Annotated in this window: 21 protein-coding genes and 2 tRNA genes; 10 read left to right on the plus strand and 13 right to left on the minus strand. The window is 66.5% G+C overall.

Annotated elements, in window-relative coordinates; genetic code table 11:
* The first annotated feature begins 127 nt into the window (after window positions 1–127).
* On the plus strand, window positions 128–1,456 hold the full coding sequence (locus tag TPAU_RS06640; protein WP_013125992.1) for an NAD(P)/FAD-dependent oxidoreductase: 1,329 nt from the start codon (window positions 128–130) through the stop codon (window positions 1,454–1,456).
* Here the strand turns inward: TPAU_RS06640 and TPAU_RS06645 are convergent.
* The gene (locus TPAU_RS06645; RefSeq protein ID WP_013125993.1) at window positions 1,397–2,617 is read right to left on the minus strand and encodes a L,D-transpeptidase; all 1,221 of its coding nucleotides are present in this window, start codon (window positions 2,615–2,617) and stop codon (window positions 1,397–1,399) included. The genes TPAU_RS06640 and TPAU_RS06645 overlap by 60 nt on opposite strands.
* A 109-nt stretch (window positions 2,618–2,726) precedes the next feature.
* On the opposite strand from TPAU_RS06645, the gene TPAU_RS06650 reads away from it, so the two are divergent.
* Both TPAU_RS06650 and TPAU_RS06655 read left to right on the plus strand, forming a co-directional pair.
* Window positions 2,727–2,969 (plus strand): hypothetical protein, encoded by a 243-nt coding sequence (locus TPAU_RS06650; protein WP_013125994.1) that lies wholly within the window; start codon window positions 2,727–2,729, stop codon window positions 2,967–2,969.
* Window positions 2,970–3,154: 185 nt separating this feature from the next.
* Window positions 3,155–3,550, plus strand: a complete 396-nt coding sequence (locus TPAU_RS06655; RefSeq protein WP_013125995.1) for a hypothetical protein — start codon at window positions 3,155–3,157, stop codon at window positions 3,548–3,550.
* Window positions 3,551–3,856: 306 nt separating this feature from the next.
* On the opposite strand, the gene TPAU_RS06660 is transcribed toward TPAU_RS06655, so the two are convergent.
* Both TPAU_RS06660 and TPAU_RS06665 read right to left on the minus strand, forming a co-directional pair.
* Window positions 3,857–3,929 (minus strand) — tRNA-Lys (locus tag TPAU_RS06660).
* 103 nt (window positions 3,930–4,032) lie between these two features.
* Window positions 4,033–5,202, minus strand: a complete 1,170-nt coding sequence (locus tag TPAU_RS06665; RefSeq protein WP_013125996.1) for an acyl-CoA dehydrogenase family protein — start codon at window positions 5,200–5,202, stop codon at window positions 4,033–4,035.
* A 71-nt stretch (window positions 5,203–5,273) separates the two neighbouring features.
* Between TPAU_RS06665 and TPAU_RS06670 the strand changes: the two genes are divergently transcribed.
* Together TPAU_RS06670 and TPAU_RS06675 are read left to right on the plus strand one after the other, a co-directional pair.
* Complete coding sequence (locus TPAU_RS06670; protein ID WP_013125997.1) at window positions 5,274–5,798, plus strand: PH domain-containing protein; 525 nt, start codon at window positions 5,274–5,276, stop codon at window positions 5,796–5,798.
* Complete coding sequence (locus tag TPAU_RS06675; protein WP_013125998.1) at window positions 5,785–7,320, plus strand: PH domain-containing protein; 1,536 nt, start codon at window positions 5,785–5,787, stop codon at window positions 7,318–7,320. Before TPAU_RS06670 ends, TPAU_RS06675 begins: the two co-directional genes overlap by 14 nt.
* Here TPAU_RS06675 and TPAU_RS06680 read toward each other — a convergent pair.
* Window positions 7,292–7,768: a nitroreductase/quinone reductase family protein gene (locus TPAU_RS06680; RefSeq protein ID WP_013125999.1), complete on the minus strand. Its 477-nt coding sequence runs from the start codon at window positions 7,766–7,768 to the stop codon at window positions 7,292–7,294. The genes TPAU_RS06675 and TPAU_RS06680 overlap by 29 nt on opposite strands.
* Before the next feature lie 38 nt (window positions 7,769–7,806).
* Window positions 7,807–8,634, minus strand: a complete 828-nt coding sequence (locus TPAU_RS06685; protein WP_041944328.1) for a chymotrypsin family serine protease — start codon at window positions 8,632–8,634, stop codon at window positions 7,807–7,809.
* Window positions 8,635–8,876: 242 nt separating this feature from the next.
* Here TPAU_RS06685 and putP point away from each other — a divergent pair, with 242 nt between their 5' ends.
* Complete coding sequence (putP, locus tag TPAU_RS06690) at window positions 8,877–10,376, plus strand: sodium/proline symporter PutP (protein ID WP_013126001.1); 1,500 nt, start codon at window positions 8,877–8,879, stop codon at window positions 10,374–10,376.
* Between the two features lie 42 nt (window positions 10,377–10,418).
* Here the strand turns inward: putP and TPAU_RS06695 are convergent, their stop codons facing one another.
* From TPAU_RS06695 to TPAU_RS06705, 3 genes are read right to left on the minus strand one after another with little or no spacing between them, the layout of a single operon-like run.
* Window positions 10,419–11,120 (minus strand): hypothetical protein, encoded by a 702-nt coding sequence (locus TPAU_RS06695; protein ID WP_013126002.1) that lies wholly within the window; start codon window positions 11,118–11,120, stop codon window positions 10,419–10,421.
* On the minus strand, window positions 11,117–12,031 hold the full coding sequence (locus tag TPAU_RS06700) for an ABC transporter ATP-binding protein (RefSeq protein ID WP_013126003.1): 915 nt from the start codon (window positions 12,029–12,031) through the stop codon (window positions 11,117–11,119). The genes TPAU_RS06695 and TPAU_RS06700 overlap by 4 nt, the downstream gene beginning before the upstream one ends.
* Window positions 12,028–12,423, minus strand: a complete 396-nt coding sequence (locus tag TPAU_RS06705; RefSeq protein ID WP_013126004.1) for a GntR family transcriptional regulator — start codon at window positions 12,421–12,423, stop codon at window positions 12,028–12,030. The genes TPAU_RS06700 and TPAU_RS06705 overlap by 4 nt, the downstream gene beginning before the upstream one ends.
* A 167-nt stretch (window positions 12,424–12,590) precedes the next feature.
* Between TPAU_RS06705 and TPAU_RS06710 the strand changes: the two genes are divergently transcribed.
* Window positions 12,591–12,788 carry a hypothetical protein gene (locus TPAU_RS06710; protein ID WP_041944329.1) on the plus strand — a complete coding sequence of 66 codons (198 nt, stop codon included), beginning with the start codon at window positions 12,591–12,593 and terminating at the stop codon, window positions 12,786–12,788.
* 73 nt (window positions 12,789–12,861) lie between these two features.
* On the opposite strand, the gene TPAU_RS06715 is transcribed toward TPAU_RS06710, so the two are convergent.
* Both TPAU_RS06715 and orn read right to left on the minus strand, forming a co-directional pair.
* Window positions 12,862–12,937: transfer RNA gene (locus tag TPAU_RS06715), tRNA-His, on the minus strand.
* Between the two features lie 90 nt (window positions 12,938–13,027).
* Entirely contained in the window at window positions 13,028–13,624 is a 597-nt protein-coding gene (gene orn / locus TPAU_RS06720; RefSeq protein WP_013126006.1) for an oligoribonuclease, read from the minus strand.
* Window positions 13,625–13,658: 34 nt separating this feature from the next.
* Between orn and TPAU_RS06725 the strand changes: the two genes are divergently transcribed.
* On the plus strand, window positions 13,659–15,206 hold the full coding sequence (locus TPAU_RS06725) for a helicase HerA-like domain-containing protein (protein ID WP_013126007.1): 1,548 nt from the start codon (window positions 13,659–13,661) through the stop codon (window positions 15,204–15,206).
* A 74-nt stretch (window positions 15,207–15,280) separates the two neighbouring features.
* Here the strand turns inward: TPAU_RS06725 and cmrA are convergent, their stop codons facing one another.
* Window positions 15,281–16,087, minus strand: a complete 807-nt coding sequence (gene cmrA, locus TPAU_RS06730; protein WP_013126008.1) for a mycolate reductase — start codon at window positions 16,085–16,087, stop codon at window positions 15,281–15,283.
* A gap of 180 nt (window positions 16,088–16,267) precedes the next feature.
* On the opposite strand from cmrA, the gene TPAU_RS06735 reads away from it, so the two are divergent.
* Both TPAU_RS06735 and TPAU_RS06740 read left to right on the plus strand, forming a co-directional pair.
* On the plus strand, window positions 16,268–16,705 hold the full coding sequence (locus tag TPAU_RS06735; RefSeq protein WP_013126009.1) for a DoxX family protein: 438 nt from the start codon (window positions 16,268–16,270) through the stop codon (window positions 16,703–16,705).
* Window positions 16,702–17,100 (plus strand): PPOX class F420-dependent oxidoreductase, encoded by a 399-nt coding sequence (locus TPAU_RS06740; RefSeq protein WP_013126010.1) that lies wholly within the window; start codon window positions 16,702–16,704, stop codon window positions 17,098–17,100. The genes TPAU_RS06735 and TPAU_RS06740 overlap by 4 nt, the downstream gene beginning before the upstream one ends.
* A 3-nt stretch (window positions 17,101–17,103) precedes the next feature.
* Here the strand turns inward: TPAU_RS06740 and TPAU_RS06745 are convergent, their stop codons facing one another.
* Window positions 17,104–19,134, minus strand: a complete 2,031-nt coding sequence (locus TPAU_RS06745) for an NADPH-dependent 2,4-dienoyl-CoA reductase (protein ID WP_013126011.1) — start codon at window positions 19,132–19,134, stop codon at window positions 17,104–17,106.
* 9 nt (window positions 19,135–19,143) lie between these two features.
* The gene (locus TPAU_RS06750) at window positions 19,144–19,707 is read right to left on the minus strand and encodes a PadR family transcriptional regulator (RefSeq protein ID WP_041944795.1); all 564 of its coding nucleotides are present in this window, start codon (window positions 19,705–19,707) and stop codon (window positions 19,144–19,146) included.
* Between the last annotated feature and the right edge of the window lie 8 nt (window positions 19,708–19,715).

The raw sequence follows: 19,715 nt of genomic DNA on the forward strand, positions 1-19,715 counted from the left end.
AACAGATAGGTCGCATCGAAAAGTGTGTGGTGGAGCGCGTTGAAACGGTCTGAGTTATCGACAAGAGTGGTGGCATAAGGAACAGAAGGGCCGCCTACCAGGCCCGAGAAGCGGAAGGAGAGCGATCATGCGCAACACCCACGTCGTGGTGATCGGCTCGGGATTCGGCGGCCTCGCCGCCGCCAAGCAGCTGGCCAAGTCGGACATCGAGACCACACTCATCTCGGCGAATGGCGAGCACCTGTTCCAGCCGTTGCTCTACCAGGTCGCGACCGGCGTGGTGGACGGTGCCCGGATCGCCCCGCCGATCGCCGAGGTTCTGCGCCGCAAGCGCACCGTCGACGTGGTCACCGGTTACGTCACCGCCGTCGATGCCGACCGCAAGGTGATCACGTACGCCACGGCCGACGGCATCGAGCAGATCCGCTACACCTACCTGATCGTCGCGGCGGGTGCTGCGCAGGCGTACTTCGGTCACGACGAGTGGGCGGAGCGCACGTTCGCGCTCAAGACTCTCGATGATGCCAAGGCGCTGCGGGCGCGGGTGCTGCGTGCCTTCGACGCCCCGGCCGATGACGTCCTGCGCGATTTCGTGATCGTGGGCGCCGGCGCGACCGGCGTCGAGGTCGCGGGCCAGCTCGCCGAGCTGGCGCGCAAGCATCACGGCGGCGCTGACGTGCGGATCAACCTGGTGGAGGGCGCCGGCGATGTGCTGCCCGTCTACGGCGGTAAGCTCTCGGACTTCACCCGCGCCACCTTGGAGAAGGCGGGCGTGAACGTCCTCACCGACACCTTCGTCACCGCCATCGACGACGATGCGGTCACTGTCAAGGGCAAGGACGGTGCCGAGCGCACCGTGCCCGCGGGCACGGTCGTCTGGTCGGCAGGCGTCAAGGCCAACCCGCTGGCGGGGATCATCGCCGAGGCCACTGGTTGCGAGACCGACCGCGCCGGAAGGCTGCTCGTCAATCGCGACCTCACTGTGGGCGGCCGGGCCGACGTCTTCGCCCTCGGCGATATGACCAACCTCAACAACCTGCCCGGGCAGAGCCCCGTCGCCATGCAGCAGGGTCGGCACGCCGCCGACATCATCCGCGGCGCACGGGGCCAGGGCACGCACTTCAGCTACCTGGATAAGGGCAGCATGGCGATGATCGACACCCCGAATGCGGTGATCGAGGCGCCCATGAACCTGCCGAAGCTCACCGGCTTCGTCGCCTGGGTCGGCTGGCTGGCCGTGCACCTGTATTACCTCGCAGGCATGGGCAACCGCATTGCCGTGCTGCGGGATTGGGTACTCGCCTTCGTCGGTAAGGCACGACCCGGTTTCGCTGAGGCGGAACGGGAGCGCGCCGTTGAGCCCGCCGCAGGGGCTGAGCTGATCGATGAGGCCGCGTCAGCCGACCTTGGCGTTACCGGCCTTCCAGACGGACCACGGAACGTTCCAGTCGCCTAGTCCGTCGGCCCCCTCCAGGGTGGGGCCGGCGGTGTCCGTCACCTTGACGATGTCGCCGCGCTTGGTGTTCTGCATGTACCAGAGGGCGTTCTCGGTGCTCACGTTGAGGCAACCGTGGCTCACGTTCGTGACACCCTGCTGGCTCACCGACCACGGTGCGCTGTGCAGGTAGATTCCGCTGTACGACATCTGGATCGCGTAGTCCACCTGAGTGCGGTATCCGTTGGGGGAGTTGACCGCAACACCGTAGGTCGACGAGTCCATGATCATGTTTTCGCGGTGATCGCCGATCATGTAGATGCCGTTCGGGGTCTCGTTGCCCGTGCCGCCCATGGAGGTGGGCATCGTCTTCTCGAGCTTGCCGTTGCGGGTGACCCGGACGATCTTGTCTTTGTCGGAGACGGTGGTGATCACCTCGTCGCCCACGGTGAACTTCGATGACACGTCCTTCTGTCCGAACAGGCCGTTGCCCAGGTCGACGCCGTAGATCTTCACATCGATGTTCACCTTGGTGCCCGGCTTGAAGAAGTTCTCGGGGCGCCAGCGCACCTCGGACTGGCTGATCCAGTAGAACGCGCCCTCGACCGGTGGATCGGTCACGATCTTGATCGCGCGTTGCGCGGCGAGGCGGTCGCCGATCTTCTCGTCGAACTTCACGCCTACGGTCTGGCCGATCCCCACCACGGAGTTGTCGGCGGTCGAGAGATAGGCCTGGGTAAGGCTGTTCGGAGACTCGGTCGTGAACGTCTCGTTGGCCACGTTGACGCCGCCCACGCCGTTCGCCTCCGCGCGAAGCTTGTATTGCTTGTTATAGCCCAGCGGCTCCGAGTTCGACCAGGACCGGCCGTCCGGGCTCAGGGCTCCCTGCACCTGCTTACCGTCTGGGTTGGTCATGACGACCCGGGTCAGTGTGCCGCCGGCAACGGAGACCCGCACCGGCTCGCCCGGTGCCACGTTGACGGCGCCGCTCTTCACGCTGGAGGTGATCTGCGGTCGCAGGAGATCGAGGAACGGTGTGGAGTCCGTGATCTTCTGATCCTCGGGCGGCAGGGGCAGTGCTGTGTTCGCCGATCCGCTGCAGCCCGCGACCAGCGAGAACGACGCCACTGTGGCAACGATGGCGGTCAGCGCGCGGCGAGACGCGGGACGACGGAAACGCATGACGGAACCCCCGGGGTTGAGCGTGGCTGTCGGTCGATGTCGATCCGACCGATTGCTCCCGATTCTAGCGTCGGGGGTGGGGCACCGGGGGAGTCGGTACGGTGCGGGTATGAGCGACGACGGGGAGCGCACGGAGAAGCCGAAGGGGCCGTGGGACGACCGCGGCTACAACATGTTGGCTCTGTGCATCGCAGTCGGCGCCGCTGGCGGGGCCGGACTCGGGGTGGTGTTCGACAACACGGCGGTCGGCATCGGCTTCGGCATGTCGATCGGTATCGCGATCGCCGCGGCCTTCGGTTTCGGGTCCGGGGCGTCGGACGACGAGGACGACGGTGCGGGCGGCGAGAAGTAGAGGAGCCTGGGCAGAACGCTGCGGTGCACGGGTGAAGTGAGGTGGCCTCCCCAGGCCCACGGACAGCTTACCTTCGCCAAGCTAATAATAGAAGGGTTAACTGTGGCTCATGGCCGCGCCCGCTGAATGCCTGGTCCGCGATCTGACATAGTTGCTACGTGGGGAGTTCGTACGGTGCCGGGGCTATGGTCGTGGACTCGGTGGGGTTCGGCTACATGGTCCTCGTGGCGGCCTGGATCTATGTCGTGAGAATGGACGGCGCGCTGTGGGGGCCGGTGCAAGCGCTTCGGCAAATTGCACGCGATGAGCTGATCGGCCTCGTCGTCATCGGGATCGCCTGCGGTGTGGCGATCGGGTGGGTGCGAGTGCCGCTGGCTGGAGTCGCGGCCATTTCGGGATTCGCGATCGCCGCCGGTGTCATCGTTCTGAGCCGTAGGGTGCCGGGGCGCCCTGCTCCGGCAGAGGTGGGCTGGCCGGCAGCGAGGTGGATCGTGCTGTGGATCGCAATGGTGGTTGCGGCATTGCTCGGGGGAGTTGTTTACGTCGTCGCATCGGAAGCGGTGGGCGGTGCGCTCAGTTAATGAGTGAACGGTTATCCGGCGTCGCCATCCATACGGGCTGAGAATCGGCCGCGTCGTGTCGACGGTACTGTGCGGCGCTTGAGCTGATCAACCGTCAGGCCTCGGCCTTCATCGTGAGTGTTGCTCGGTGGAGGCGAGCAAGGCGATCAACGAAGTGCGCTCATCCGCGCCCCGCGGAGGGGATTCTCCTCGACCGTCAACTACGTGCACATCTTCGCAGTTCGGCGAACGGCGAGGCGATAGTCCGGGCCATGGTTCCCGGAAATGCGAGAAGGCCGGGCGGGTGCCCGGCCTTCTCGGTGATTGTGCGCCATCAGGGACTCGAACCCCGAACCCGCTGATTAAGAGTCAGCTGCTCTGCCAATTGAGCTAATGGCGCTCGCGTGCTCGCTCCTGCTCGCTGCGTGCTGAAGAACTCTAGCAAGACGAAGCGGGAAACATGAAATCGGCAGCTCAGGATGTGTATCCGAGCCGGGAGGCGCTTACCTGAACGCGTCCTGCCCGGTCAGTTTCTGGCCCAGGATCAGTGTGTGCATCTCCACCGTCCCCTCGTAAGTGAGCACACTCTCCAAGTTGTTGGCGTGCCGTATCACCGGGTACTCCAGCGATATTCCGTTCGCCCCCAGGATGGTGCGTGCGGTGCGACAGATCTCGATCGCCTCGCGCACGTTGTTCAGTTTGCCGAGCGAGACCTGTTCCGGGCGTAGACCGGTCGCATCCTTCAGTCGCCCCAGGTGCAGTGCGAGCAAGATGCCCTTGACGTACTCCAGCGACATATCGGCGAGCTTCTGCTGAGTCAGTTGGAACCCGCCGATCGGCCGGCCGAACTGCTCGCGCTCCACCGCGTACCGCTGGGCACATTCGATTGCCGTGCGGGCGGAACCCATTGCTCCCCACACGATGCCGTAGCGGGCCTCGCTCAGGCACGACAGTGGGCCGCGGAGCCCGCGTACCTCGGGGAAGGCCGCGGATTCGGGTACGCGCACACCGTCGAGTACCAGCTCGGAGGTCACCGACGCGCGCAACGACATCTTGTGCTTGATCGTGTTCGCGGTGAACCCCGGTGTCTCGGTCGGCACTGCGAAGCCGCGGATGCCGTCGTCGGTCTGCGCCCAGATCACGGCGACGTCGGCGACGGATCCGTTGGTGATCCACATCTTCCGGCCGTCGATGACCCAGTCGGCACCGTCACGTCGCGCACGCGTCCGCATGGCGGCGGGGTCCGAGCCGTGATCCGGTTCAGTGAGCCCGAAGCAACCCACCACCTCGCCTGCGGCCATACCGGGCAGCCAGCGCTGCTTCTCGGCCTCGCTCGCCCACCGCCAGATCGCGAACATCGCGAGCGAGCCCTGCACCGAGACCATCGAGCGCAGCCCCGAATCGCAGGCTTCCAACTCCAGACATGCCACGCCGTATTCGGTGGCCGTCATCCCTCCGCAGCCGTAGCCCTCCAGGTGCATGCCAAGCACTCCGAGAGAACCGAGCGAGCGCATCAGACCGCGGGGATCGTCGGGCGCGCCGTCCTCGAACCAGCGGCCGATGTGCGGTTCCACTTCCGCCGCGCACAGCGCCCGCACGGACAGCGCTATCTGTCGCTCCTGGTCGGTGAACAGTCCGGTGAGGCCCGCCAACTCGTCGGGATGTGTGGTCATCTGCCCTCCTGCGCGCCACGATAACCGCACGGTGGTGGTCCCCGCGGCGGAAGCCGTGCTTAGCTGTGAACATGACCGTCCCCGGAGTTCCCGCCGTCGACGGCGCCCACGAGGTGCTGCGGCAGCCCGCGCATCAGGTGTCCCCGAAGGCCAAGACGTGGTGGGCAGTGCGGGCCGCACTGCGCTGGATCGTGATCATCCCCGTGGTGACGATCGCCATCGCCCTGATACCCGACATGCCGTGGTTCGTCACGGCGGTGGTCTTCGTCCTGCTCGCCGCGGCAGCCGCCGCGCACCTGGTGGTGATGCCACGCTTCCGGTACGCCTTCCACCGGTGGGAAGTCAATCCGGTCTCGGTGTACTCGCAGGCAGGGTGGCTCACGCGCACGCGTGTGCTGATTCCCGTGTCCCGGGTGCAGGTGATCGACACCGTGGCCGGGCCGCTGGAGCGTTCCTTCGGCCTCTCCACCGTCACCGTGACCACGGCCTCTTCGGCGGGCACCGTCCGGATCTCGGGCCTGCCCACCGAAGTGGCGCAATCGATTGCCGCGAACCTCACTGTGAGCGCGGCGGAGGACACCGATGACGCGACCTGACGACCGGGGCTGGAACCGGCTCTCCCCGTGGGGTATCGGCACGCGTGTCGTGCGAGCGCTGCCGTCGTTGATTCCCGCCTTGATCGGCGTCTTCTTCTTGGGTCGGACCGCGGGGCCCACTGTGATCGTGATCGTGGGACTCGTCATCAGCGTTCTCGTGGGACTGCTGCCGTGGCTCACTACCCGATGGCGTGTCACCGACGACCAGCTCGAATTGCGGCATGGACTCCTGCGTCGCGTCTCGGCCACGGCGCGACGGGATCGGATTCGCAGCGTTGATGTGACCGCCGGACCGATCGAGCGGGTGCTCAAGCTGCGCAAGGTCGAGGTGGGCACCGGTGTGGGCGGCAAGGAGTCCGCGCTGGTGCTCGACCCCATCCCCGCCGCTCTCGCCGAACAACTCGGCCACGACCTGCTGCGACGTAGTCCCGTCGCCGCCGATCCCGAGACGCCGGTCGGCGACGGTGCCGCGGCGGGGCCGACGCCCACGGTCGCCGATGAGGAACTGGCCCGCCTGCAGCCGGCCTGGCTGCGCTTCGCACCGTTCTCGCTGACCGGTTTCGCCGTGGTCGCCGCCGGTGCCGGCATCGGCTTCCGGGTGGTCGACGAGGCCGGACTCCGGGAGCGTGGTTCTGAGATTGCCGAATCTTGGCTGGTGAAAATTCTCGATCTTGGTGCCGCCGTGGTGGTTCCGGGTACGATTGTGCTGGTTCTGGTGCTGTCTACGCTGATCTCGGTGTTGGCGTATGTCTTCGCTTTCTGGGGGTTTCGACTGGTCCGCCGGTCCGACGGTGCGCTGCATACCTCGCGCGGCCTCGTCTCGACCGTCGCGGCGACGATCGAACGCAAGCGGGTGCGTGGAGTTCAGGTGCACGAGCCGGTGCTGATGCGGATTCCCGGAGGCGCGAAGTTGCGTGCGATCGCGACCGGCACCGACCGCAATCCGAGCCTGCTGCCGCCCGCGCCGCGCAGTGAGGCGATCCGTGTCGCCGACGATGTGCTCGGGCGGCCCGGTGCAATCGAGACCGACCTCGGCCCACACGGTCCGGCAGCCCTGAAGCGCCGCCGCACTCGTGCACTCCTCGCGTCCGGTGTACCCGCCGCCGTCCTCGTCGCTCTCGCTGTGGTGGCGCCCGGCGCGTGGTGGTTGCTCCCCGCGGTGGGCGCAGTCGTCCTGGTGGTGCTCGCGGTCCCGCTCGCGCAGGTGCGTTACCGCAACTTGGGCACCACCGTCGGAGCCGACACCGTCGTGCTCGGCGCCGCAACGGTGGCCCGCACGCGCACAGTCCTCGAATTCGACGGTGTGATCGGCTTCGTGACCACCGAGACCTTCTTCCAGCGCCGCGCCCGGGTGCTCACGCTGACGGTGGCGACGGCGGCCGGTTCATTCGGCGCTGTCGACCTCGCCCCGGCGCGGGCCGCGGGTACGGCCCGGGTGATCGAACCCGAGATCGTGGGTCCCTATCTGACGCCCGAGGGTGTGGCGGATGCGCCTACCGGGGCGTCAGCCGGTACAGCTTGATGGTCCGATCTCCCGCCCAGTCGATGTAGTCGTCGTACGCGGGCCACATCGCGGTGATACTGGGCCACAACCGCTTCCGGTCTGCCTCGGACATCCGCTGGGCGTGCACCGGAATCCGGCGGGTGCCGAGCAACACCTCGGCGTCGGGATTGGCCTCGAGGTTGTACGACCAGGCAGGGTGCTTCTCCTGACCGAAGTTCGAGGCGATGACCACGAAATCCTCGCCATCGTGCACGTACAGCAGTGGCACCGCGCGGGCGACTCCGCTGCGCCGTCCGACGGTGGTCAGGGTGATCTGGGGGAGGAGCGCCTCGGGGACGAGGTGCACCCGTCCGCCACTGAGCCGGGTGACGGCCTTATCGAGCGGTACCGTCGCCCTGATGGCACGGGCTACGGCGCGGTGGCGGCCGAGCTGAAGGAAGCGGGACTTGAGCGAATCGGTCGTCATGCCGGAATCGTAGTCAGGATCCGTGGTGCTCGGTGCGGCTATCTGGTGGCGAGCCGGGCATTGCCTGCGGCGCGGAGGACCGCGTTGATCGAGTAGTACTGGGTGAGCTGTTGCTGCACGTCACCGGTCTCGCTGTCGGTGACTGTGACCGCGTCGGTGATGATGCCGAGGGCGGCGTTGTCGGTGGTGCGGATCAGCGGTCCGCCGCTGTCGCCCTGCTTGGTCACGATGTCGGTCACCACCCAGTCGTTCATCACCTTCGTGACGGTGCCGCAGCGGTGACCGTTGACCGATCCGAGTTGGCATACCGGATCGCCGGGGCGTGCGACGCCCGTGGAACGCGGGGCGATCTGCGGTGACGAGGCGAGCAACTTCACCGTGGGGTCGGTCAACCGGAAGGTGGCCCAGTCGGGCTGGAATGGATCGGTGGGGGAGAAGTGCCCGGGACGCTTCGGATCCTCGGTGACCTTCGGCGCCACCGACTGCACGACCTCGCCGACGATCCACTTCTTCACGCCCACAGGCTGTTCCGCGCTACCGCAGTGCCCGGCGGTCACGCCGAGTCGCTCACCGTTCGGCGCGGTCACAGCGAAGCCCATCGTGCACTGCAGGGACTCGAAGCGGCCGCCACCCAGGGAACGTTGCAGGATGTCGATGCGCTCACCGGGAGCGACCGACGTGGGCGCCGGGTTCGCGGGTGGTGGGGGCGTGGCGGGCGCCGGGGCGCCGGGTGCGGGTTTCGGAGTCGACGGTGCGCCCGGTGCCGGCTGTGCCGGTGCCGACGTGTTCGGGCTCGGCGGTGCGGGCGCGACCGGGGCGGCGAGAGCGTTCGGCGCGGCCACCAGGCCGAGCGCGGCTGTGGCCAAGAGGCACCGCGTCCATCGTCGAAGCGAACTGCTCGTGCGCGTGCCTTCGGCCAAGATCCAACCCTCCCAGGGATGTCGGTCGTATGTGTCGCGCGCTGAATTCGCCGCACAAATGTGTTCGCCACCATACCATTTGCCGGAAGTCGACGCCGAACCTTATTACCTTGGCGTACTTGGTGTCAGTCCGTGTACCGCGCGTGCACTGGCTACCATGACCGTTGTCAGGACGAAGGGAGACACCCATGTCGGAGCAGGTCTATCAGACGATCGCAGTGACCCTGTATTTCGTCGCGATGCTGGGGATCGGCTGGTTTGCGTACAGCCGTACCCGGGACAATCTCGATGACTACATGCTCGCCGGTCGCGGTCTCAAACCGTGGGTAGCGGCGCTGAGTGCGGGCGCCTCGGACATGTCGGGCTGGCTGCTCATGGGCCTGCCCGGTGCCATCTACTCCAAGGGGCTGATCGAGGCCTGGATCGCCATCGGGCTCACCGTCGGGGCCTGGCTGAACTGGAAGTTCGTGGCGCCCCGCCTGCGTTCCTACACGGAGGTTGCGGGTAACTCCATCACCATTCCGAGTTTTCTCGAGCACCGGCTGCGCGATTCGTCGCGATCGCTGCGCCTGGTGTGCGGCGTGATCATCCTCGTCTTCTTCACCTTCTACGTCTCCAGCGGCATGGTTGCCGCCGGCAAATTCTTCGACAGCACCTTCGGCGTGTCGTACGTGCACGGCATGCTGATCGTCGCCGTGGTCACGATGATCTACACCCTTTTCGGAGGCTTCCTCGGCGCCACGCTCACCGATGTGGCACAGGGCCTGCTCATGCTCGCGGCCCTCATCGCCGTTCCGATCGCCGCGCTGATCCAAGTGGGTGGGATCGGGACCACCGTCGACACCGTGACCGCGGTGAACCCGGACTTCTTCAGCCTCGTGGCCGGCGGATCGGTACTCGGCGTCATTTCAGCGGCGGCGTGGGGTCTGGGCTACTTCGGACAGCCGCACATCATCGTCCGGTTCATGGCGCTGCGGTCGCCGCAGGAGGCCACCACGGCTCGCCGGTTCGGGATCGGTTGGATGGTGGCCTCCGCGGGTGGCGCGATCGCCACCGCCGTCGTCGGACTCGCCTACTTCACCCTGAATCCCGAACGCGCGCCGAAGGACCCGGAAACAGTGTTCCTACTGTTGTCGCAGATCTTGTTCCACCCGTTCGTCGCCGGCCTGGTGCTGGCTGCGGTGCTGGCGGCCATCATGTCCACCGTGTCCTCGCAACTGGTGGTGTGCTCCTCCGCGCTGGTCGAAGACTTGTTCAAGATCTTCGCGGAGAAGACCGGCCGCGCCGTGGGCATCACCGATAAGACCTATGTCCGGCTGGGCCGGCTCGGTGTGCTGCTGGTCGCCGTCGTCGCAGTGATGCTGGCGATCGACCCGGCGCAGAGCATCCTCGACCTGGTCGGGTTCGCCTGGTCCGGATTCGGCGCCTCGTTCGGCCCGATCGTGATTCTCGCCCTGTTCTGGCGCAAGCTCACCCATCAGGGGGCGTTGGCGGGCCTGATCACCGGTGCGGTGGTCGTCTTCCTGTGGGGCGAGTTCAAGCCCATCGATCTGTTCGAGATCGTGCCGGGCTTCCTTGCCAACCTGGTGGTCGCCGTCGGCGTCAGTGTCGCCACCTACAGGGCCGACCAAGCCATCGACGACGAATTCGAGCGCGCGGCGCGGCTCGCCGAGAAGGCGCCGGCGTGACTCGTACGGCCCGGGGATGCCCCGGGCCGTACGCGGAATGCCTCAGACCACGAGGCGACGCAGGATCGCGTAGGTTGCGCCGGCGAGGGCCGCGGCGAGAGCGACTCCCCAGAGGGCGAGTCCGACGGAGCCCTGCGTGGTGAACCAGTCTCCGACGGCAGCCCATGCGTCGAGGTGGCCTATCAGCCACAGGGCTCCGACGATCGCGACCCCGATCGTCAACCCGAGGCCGACGAGGACGAGGAGTCCGAACCGGCGGTACACCGTCGCCCCGGCGAAGCCGATCACGAACAAGAGGAACGCGGCGACGAGGAACACGAATCCGGCGACCAGCGGTCCGTGATTCCACACCCACGGAATGCGGAAGAAGAAGCCCTGCATGCCCCAGCCGTCGGTCGCGCCCTCGATCAGGCCGCCCGCCGTGTAAATGGCGGCGACGACGAAGGCGCCGAGACCGGCCGCGAGGAGCGTGCCCTGGTAGAACTCCCGGCGTGTCACGCTCATCGCCTGGGAGAAAGGGAAGGTCATGGTGAGTGCTTGAACACCCAGGACCGCGAAGTACCACAGCGGAGCCCCGGATGCTCCACCGGCATTCATCGGCTCCGAGGCGCCGATGCTCCGGGAGACGATCGCGTAGATGGCGAGTGTGAGGACGAACGCCGCCGTCAAGATCAGCAGGGGGACCACGAGGAACGTCGTGCGGTTCACCAACTGCATGCGGACGACGTTGACGGTGCGGTTCATCGCAGGGCCTCCCTCGGTGCGCTCGATCGGCCTGATCGGGAATCGGAATGGTGCGTGAGCCGGACGATCAACTGCTGCAGCGAGACCGGACCGACCTCGAGTCCGGCGTCGGTCAGCTCGCGGTGCTCGGCCTCGGTCAACGTGCCGAGCACGGTGGCCGAGACGACCCGGCCCAGGCGCTCGCGGTGCAACTCCTCACGGCCGGCGGCGAACGCATCCACCGCCTGCTCCGCGCCCACCACAGTGAAGGCGCGATCACGGATCGCATCGGTCTCCTCGTCGAGCAGCAGCTCGCCGTCGTCGACCACGAGGACGCGCTCGATCAGATTCGACACCTCGTCGATCAAATGGCTCGACAACACCACGGTGCGCGGGTTCTCGGCGTAGTCGGCGAGGAGGCGATCGTAGAAGATCTGCCGGGCGACCGCATCCAGCCCGAGGTAGGGCTCGTCGAAGAAGGTCACCTCGGCGCGGGAGGCGAGGCCGATGACTACGCCGACCGCTGAGGTCTGTCCGCGCGAGAGCTTCTTGATCTGTGTCTTCATCGGTATCCGGAAGTCGCTGACCAGGTCGTCTGCGAATGCCTGATCCCAGTGCGGGAAGAACAGGGCCGCCGTCGCGAATGCGTGTGTGGGCGTGGCATTGTCGGGGTATGTCTGGCCTTCGCGAACGAAGCACATCCGGGAGAGAACCCGTGGATTCTCGTAGGGTTCTTCGCCGAACACGCGAACGTCGCCAGCCGAGGCGAAGTTCTGGGCGGTGACGATCGACATGATCGTTGTCTTGCCTGCACCGTTGCGGCCGAGCAGGCCGTAGATGGTGTTCTCCTCGATGTCGAAATCGACGCCGCGGAGCACGGTCTCGGCTCCGTAGCGCTTGGTGAGGCCACGGGCGCTGATCACTGATGTCATCGTGCGACTCCTTCCTGGGTGGCGGGGTGTTCGGCACGCTCTGAGCGCGCACGGATCAGGTCGATGACGCCGTTCACCGATAAGCCCAGCTTGAGTGCCTCGGCGAGCAGGGGCTCGACGAACGCGTCGGCGAACGCCGACTCTCGTTCGGCAAGAACGCGATCGCGGGCGCCGGGCGTGACGAACATGCCGATGCCCCGCCGCTTCGTGAGGATCCCCTTGTCGACGAGTAGCGCGATCCCCTTAGCCGCCGTTGCCGGGTTGATCCGGTAGAACGCCGCCAGTTCGTTGGTCGAGGGCGCCTGATCGTCCTCGGCGAGCGTGCCGTCGATGATCGAGTCCTCGACGTGTTCGGCGATCTGCTGGAAGATCGCGCGGCCTTCGACGATCATCGACACCCTCGCTTCGGTGGTTGCCTACCTGACTAACTAACCATGACACCAACTCGCCGGGGATGCAACTCCGACGCCGGAAAATCAAGTGAGATGGACTCCGAGGTGATGCCAAATTCTGAAGACGTCCAAATTTGTGAAAACAAATGCGCTGTTACTCTTCGAGAGTGACCGATCTGCAAGCGTTGGCGTTGGCTAAGTCGATCCGGTTCGCTGCCGGGTGGTTGACGGCGGGGATGATTCTGCTGGGCTTGATGATCTGGCAGCCCTGGGCCTCGCCGAAGGTCGAAGATGTGCCGTACGGGTCGAGCGACAGTTACAGCCGTTGTGTTGTCTACAAGAACTCGGTCGACTGCCCTCGGTGACCGGCGTCGCGCAGTGCGGAAACGAAGACCCCGGTCTCTCAGTGCACTGACTGAGAGACCGGGGTCTCGACGTTGGGGTGGATGACGGGACTCGAACCCGCGACAGCCAGAATCACAATCTGGTGCTCTACCAACTGAACTACACCCACCAGGTGCCTGGGATCGCCAGGCTCGGAGTACTTTACCCGACGTACGCCAGGTAAAGCCAATCGATACCGCCGGCCTCGTGACCTGCGGCGTCAGGCCGGCCCGAGCTCCTCGACCTTCGCGGAGATCTCCTCCGATGATGGTCCTGGTGCGGGTACGAAGGCTGTGCTCCGGTAGTACTTCAGCTCCCGGATGGACTCGCGGATGTCGGCCAGCGCACGGTGTGCCAGACCCTTGTCGGGCTGGCCGAAGTAGATCCGCGGGTACCAGCGGCGGCACAGTTCCTTGATCGAGCTGACATCGACCATCCGGTAGTGCAGGAAGCCGTCCAGTTCCGGCATCTCCTGAGCAATGAACCGACGATCCGTCGCGATCGAATTTCCCGCCAGCGGCACCGTGCCGGGCTCGATATGCTCGCGCAGGTATGCCAGCACCGCCTCTTCGGCCTCACGGACGGTCACCGTGGACCTGCGTACCTCGTCGGTGAGACCTGATTTGGCATGCATATCCTGCACCACGGGCGGCATGGCGTCGAGCGCCGCATCGTCGACGTGGATCACCAGATCCACGCCTTCGCCCAGGATGTTCAGGTCGCCATCGGTCACCAGGGCGGCGATTTCGATCAGCCGGTCGGAGGTCAGATCCAGGCCGGTCATCTCACAATCGACCCACACGAGTTTGTCGTCCACGCGGTTCAGCGTATCCAAGGCTAGGGTTTGCATCGTGACTGACAATGCGAACTCCCCGGCGCAGACCATTGCCGCGGGCTACGAATTCTCGGGACCCGAGCTTGAGCTGGGCACCGTCCTGGTGGACGGCACCGTCGACCCGTCGGCGAAGGTGCGCATCCCGCTGGCCATGATGAACCGCCACGGCCTCGTCGCCGGCGCGACGGGCACCGGCAAGACGAAGACGCTCCAGCTCATCGTCGAGCAGCTATCGGCCAACGGCGTGCCCGTCGTTCTCGCCGACATCAAGGGCGACCTCGCCGGTCTGTCGAAGCCCGGTGAGGCGAGCGATCGGACCGCGGCGCGTGCCACGGACACCGGAGACGACTGGAAGCCCTCCGCCGTGCCGACCGAGTTCGTCTCCCTCGGCACGAACGGTGTCGGCGTGCCGATCCGAGCAACCATCTCTTCGTTCGGCCCGATCCTGTTATCGAAGGTCTTGGGGCTCAACGCCACTCAGGAGTCGACCCTCGGGCTGATCTTCCACTGGGCCGACCAGAACCAGCTCGAACTGCTCGACCTCAAGGATCTGCGCTCGGTGATCGCGTACCTCACCTCCGCGGAGGGCAAGGCCGATCTGGAGGGTATCGGCGGCGTCAGTAAGCAGACCGCCGGCGTGATCCTGCGCGCCCTGGTGAATCTGGAGGCCGAGGGCGGCGACACCTTCTTCGGCGAGCCCGAGATCGACATGGGCGACCTGCTGCGCACCGCGGGTGGTCAGGGTGTGGTCACCCTGTTCGAGCTCGGCGACCAGGCCGCGCGGCCCACACTGTTCTCCACCTTCCTCATGTGGGTCCTCGCCGACCTGTTCCAGTACCTGCCGGAGGCGGGCGACCTCGACAAGCCCAAGCTCGTCTTTATCTTCGACGAGGCGCACCTGCTGTTCGCCGACGCCAGCAAGGCGTTCAAGGACCAGGTCGAACAGACCGTCAAGTTGATCCGCTCGAAGGGCGTGGGCGTGTTCTTCTGCTCGCAGTTGCCCACCGACATCCCGAACCCGGTGCTCAGCCAGCTCGGTGCGCGCATCCAGCACGCGCTGCGTGCCTTCACTCCGGAGGATCAGGCCGCGCTGAGTAAGACGGTCAAGACCTATCCGACCTCGCCGGCCTACAAGCTCGATGAGGCCCTCACCAGCCTCGGGATCGGCGAGGCGATCGTCACCGTGCTCTCGGACAAGGGCGCCCCGACGCCCGTCGCGTGGACCCGCCTACGGGCCCCGCGCTCGCTGATGTCCGCGATCGGCGACGATGCGATCCGCTCGGCCGCGCAGGCCTCGCCGCTGTGGGGCAAGTACGCGCAGACCGTCGACAACCTCTCGGCCTTCGAGAAGCTGTCGGCCAACGCCCAGCAGGCGCAGCAGGAGAACGCGCCCGCCGAGCAAGCGCCCCCGCCCCCGCCCGCGCCGAAGAAGCAGGAGGAAGAGTCCGGCTGGGTCTCGGACGTGATGAGCAACCCGGCCGTGAAGTCCTTCCTCCGGTCCGCGGCCTCCAGCGCCGGCCGTGAGCTCTCCCGCAGCATCTTCGGCACCAAACGTCGCCGCTGATCGACCGCGCAGAGAACTTCGGGCCGTTGGGGTGCCATGGAAGGCATCCCAACGGCCCGAAGTCCGTTCCGCGTCTAGTTGCCTGCGAGCTTCTTGTACATCTCGCCGACGATGGGGGCCATGATGCCGCGCGGGGTGTAGTTGCCGGCCAGCGACATGCCCTTGGACAGTAGCCCGGGTACTACGCGCATCTTGTTCTTCTCCAGCGCATCGAGGGTGATGCGGGCGGTGTATTCGGTGTTGACCCAGAGGAATTCGGGGACGACCTTCTCCACGGTGGAGCGGTCTTCGGGGTCGGGGAGTTCGGTGCGCACGGGTCCCGGAGCGAGCAGCGTGACGTGCACGCCGGTGTTCTTGAGTTCGCCGCGCAGCGATTCGGAGAAGGTGTTCGCGAAGGCTTTGGACGCCGCATAGGTGGCGTTGTTCGGGATCGGCATGTTGCCCGCCGCCGAACCGGTGATCATGATGCCGCCGTTGCCGCGCTCGACCATCTGCGGCAGCACCGCGAGAGTCAGATCGTGCACGGCGTTGGCGTTGAGCTCCAGCTGCGCGCGCTCGTAGTCGAAGTCGAGGTCGATGACGCGGCCGAAGGTCGCGGTTCCGGCATTGTTGCAGAGGATCGAGATCTCCCGGCCCGCGAGCTCGGTGCACAGCTCGTCGCGGGCGACGTGATCGGACAGGTCGACACCGCGGACCTCGGCCTCCACGCCGAACTCGGCGCGCAGCTTCGCCGCCAGCTCTTCCATCGGGCCGGTGCTGCGGGCCACGAGGATCACGGAGTGGCCGCGGCGGGCGAGCTCGGTCGCGAGGGCCACGCCGATGCCGGAGGAGCCCCCGGTCACAACGGCGCGTGCAGAGGAATTGGGTGCGGGTACAGGCATGGAGCAGATGCTATCTGAGGTCCGCGCGGAGGCGGGATCGTGGAGATCGGGCATCACGGTACTGCTCGTTCCCGATGATTGCGATCATGCTGGACCTGCGATGATGTCGCTTCGAGTGGCACTCCGCGGGCACCTCATTTAGGTTAGCCTCACCACTTCGGCTCAAGCAAAGGTGACGACATGAATCGCTGGGCGCTCTACTATCTCTCCGCTCTCCGCATCGTGATCGGCGTGCTGTTCGCACTCCATGGCGCCGCCACGTACTGGGGCTTCCTCGACGGTCCGCAGTCGAGCCCCGGCGTGTTCGCCTGGCCCTCCTGGTGGGGCGCCCTGATCCAATTGGTGGGCGGTCTCCTCATCGCGTTCGGCGCGGCTACGCGGCCCGCTGCGATCATCACCTCCGGGTCCATGGCATTCGCGTACTTCGCGTACCACGCGGGCGATGGCCTCTCGCCGCTGGCGAACAACGGTGAGCTGTCGGTGCTGTACTGCTGGATACTGCTGCTCTTCGCCTTCACCGGACCGGGACCGATCAGCCTCGACGCACTGATCGGACGGGGCCGCAACGACGGTCAAGCCCCCGCGACGGAGAAGGATGCGGCAGAGTCTGCGGTATGACCGCCGAGATTCCCGCCGCCGCCCGCACTCTGCTCGGCCAGCCCCTGGTCGTCGACCTCGCCACCGTCCGGCCGGACGGTGCGCCCCAGGTGAACCCGATGTGGTTCCTCTTCGAGGACGGCCTGATCTGGTTCACCCACACCGACTTCCGGCAGAAGTATCGCAACCTGCAGCACGAGTCGCGGGTCGCGATCTCTGTCCTGCCGGAGGGGAATCCGTACGGCTACCTGGAGATCCGGGGCGAGCTGGACCGGATCGAACCCGACCCCACCGGGTCGCTGTACACCCGGCTCGCTGAGCGTTACGGCCAGGGATCGGTCGTTCCCCCGGATGCGGCGGATCGCGTGAAGATCGCGATCCGCCCCGTCCGGTTCAGCGGCAACGCCCTGAAGTAGGGCTCAGAGCGCGGCGGCCACCTCGGTGCCCTGGCGGATCGCCCGCTTAGCGTCCAACTCAGCAGCCAGCGCGGCTCCGCCGATCACGTGCGCCTTCACGCCGCGCTCGGCGAGCGCGGCGTCGAGGTCGCGCACCGACTCCTGGCCGGTGCACAGGATCACGGTCTCCACGTCGAGCACGCGCGCGTCCTTGCGATCCTCGCCGAAGCTGATGTGCAGGCCCGCGTCGTCGACCTTCTCGTAGTTCACCCCGGAGATCTGCTCGACCTTCTTCATCTTCACCGAGGCGCGGTGCACCCAGCCGGTGGTCTTGCCCAAGCCGATGCCCTGCGGGGTTGTCTTGCGCTGGAGGAGGTACACCTTGGACCGGGTCGACGGTGCCGGGTTCGGCTTGGTGACGAACCCGGGCACGTCACCCTGGCGGGTGACGCCCCACTCGGCGTTCCACTCGTCGAGGTGCAGGGTGGGGGACTTGTCGGTGGTGACGAACTCAGCCACATCGAAGCCGATGCCGCCGGCGCCCATGATGGCGACCGTGTCGCCGATCTCCTTGGCGCCACTGATCGCCTCGGCGTAGGTGATCACCTTGGGGTGGTCGACGCCGGGGAACGAGGGGACGCGGGGTACTACGCCGGTCGCGATGATCACCTCGTCGAACTTGCCCGCCAGATCGTCGACGCTCGCCTGGGTGTTCAGGTGCACGGTGACCTGATTCCGGTCGAGCATCGTGGTGAAGTACCGAATAGTCTCGTTGAACTCCTCTTTGCCGGGGATCTTCGCGGCGTAGCCGAACTGGCCGCCGATGTGATCGCTGGCCTCGAACAGCTCCACCTTGTGGCCGCACTCGGCGGCACTGACGGCGGCGGACAGGCCCGCGGGCCCGGCGCCGACGACGGCGACGCGTTTGGCCGATCGCGTCGGGGCGAGCACGAGATCGGTTTCGCGACCCGCCCGCGGGTTCACCAGGCAGGAGACCTTCTTGTGGACGAAGGCGTGGTCCAGGCAGGCCTGGTTGCAGCCGATGCAGGTGTTGATCTCCTCGGCTCGCTCCTCGCGAGCCTTGTTGGCCCACTCCGGGTCCGCGAGCAAGGGACGGGCGATCTGCACGAGCTGCGCGTCGCCACGGTCGAGGATCTCCTCGGCCGTCGCGGGCATGTTGATCCGGTTCGCTGCGCAGACAGGGATGTTCACCGCGCGCGTGACGTCCGCCGTGAAGGCCGCGAAAGCGGCGCGGGGCACCGAGGTCACGATCGTGGGGACGCGGGCCTCGTGCCAGCCGATATCGGTATTGAGGATGTCGACACCGGCGGCTTCGAGCTGGTGCGCCAGCGAGATGATGTCCTCGCGCGTCTGGCCGTCCTCGACGAAATCGGCCATGGAGAGCCGGAAGACGATGATGAAGTTCTCACCGCAGCGCTTGCGGATCTCCCTGACGATCTCGACGGGGAAGCGCTGACGGTTCTCTGCGGAGCCGCCCCACTTGTCGGTGCGCTTGTTGGTGCGTGCGGCGAGGAACTGGTTGATCAGGTATCCCTCGCCGCCCATCACCTCGACGCCGTCGTAGCCGGCCTTCTGGGCGGTACGTGCGGCATTGCCGAAGTCCCTGATGGTCTTGCGGACCTCGAGATCGTGCATCGCGCGCGGCTTGAACGGGTTGATGGGAGCCTTGATCGAGCTCGCGGAGGCGCTGAGCGGGTGGTAGGAATACCGGCCTGCGTGGAGCAGCTGCATCGCGATCTTGCCGCCCTCGGCGTGCACGGCGTCGGTCACCCGCTTGTGCAGGATCGCATCGATCGGGCTCGACATCTTCGCGCCGGCGGGCAGCAGCCAGCCCGTGATGTTGGGGGAGTATCCGCCCGTGATGATCAGGCCGACACCGCCTTTGGCACGCGCCGCGAAGTAGGCGGCGAGCTTGCCGAGGTCCCATGGCAGATCCTCGAGGCCGGTGTGCATCGAGCCCATCACCACGCGGTTCTTCAGCGTGGTGTGGCCCAGGTCCAGGGGTTCGAACAGGAGGGGGTACTTCGCGGTCATGGCTGATCCTTAGTCTGCGATGGGCTGAAGCTGCGGTGTTACGGGAGTGAGGGCGGCCAGGACCTCGTCGAGCCAGTCGACGGTGCCCTGCTCGGAGAGCACGCCGCCGCGCAGCACGAGGTACTGCTGCAGCGCCGTGCCGGTGAGGTCTGCGGGAGACGGATAGTCGTCGGCTTCGAACGCGCGGAACAGAGCCGCACGCTCTGCGTGCAGGTTGCGGATCCGCCGGATCTCGGCGGTCAGGTCGGGCAGGTCCGACGGTGCGGCCCCGCGGATCTTGGTGGCGAGTTCCCGGCGGTCGGTGACGTCCTTGCCGGGGGTGCGGATCCACTCCGAGAGCGCGGCGCGGCCGCAGTCCGTGATCGAGTAGACCTTCTTATCGGGCTTACCGTCCTGCGCCTGTTCGACGAAGGTGACCAGTCCGCTGTCCGTCATCCGCCCCAGAGTCTTGTAGATCTGCTGGTGGGAGGCCCGCCACCAGTGGCCGATGGACCGGTCGAAGCGGCGGGTGAGCTGATACCCGGTGCCGGATCGCTCGCTCAGGGACACGAGCAGCGCATGTTCGAGGGCCACGCCGGCCA

The organism is Tsukamurella paurometabola DSM 20162, from assembly GCF_000092225.1.
GTDB classification, from domain to species: domain Bacteria; phylum Actinomycetota; class Actinomycetes; order Mycobacteriales; family Mycobacteriaceae; genus Tsukamurella; species Tsukamurella paurometabola.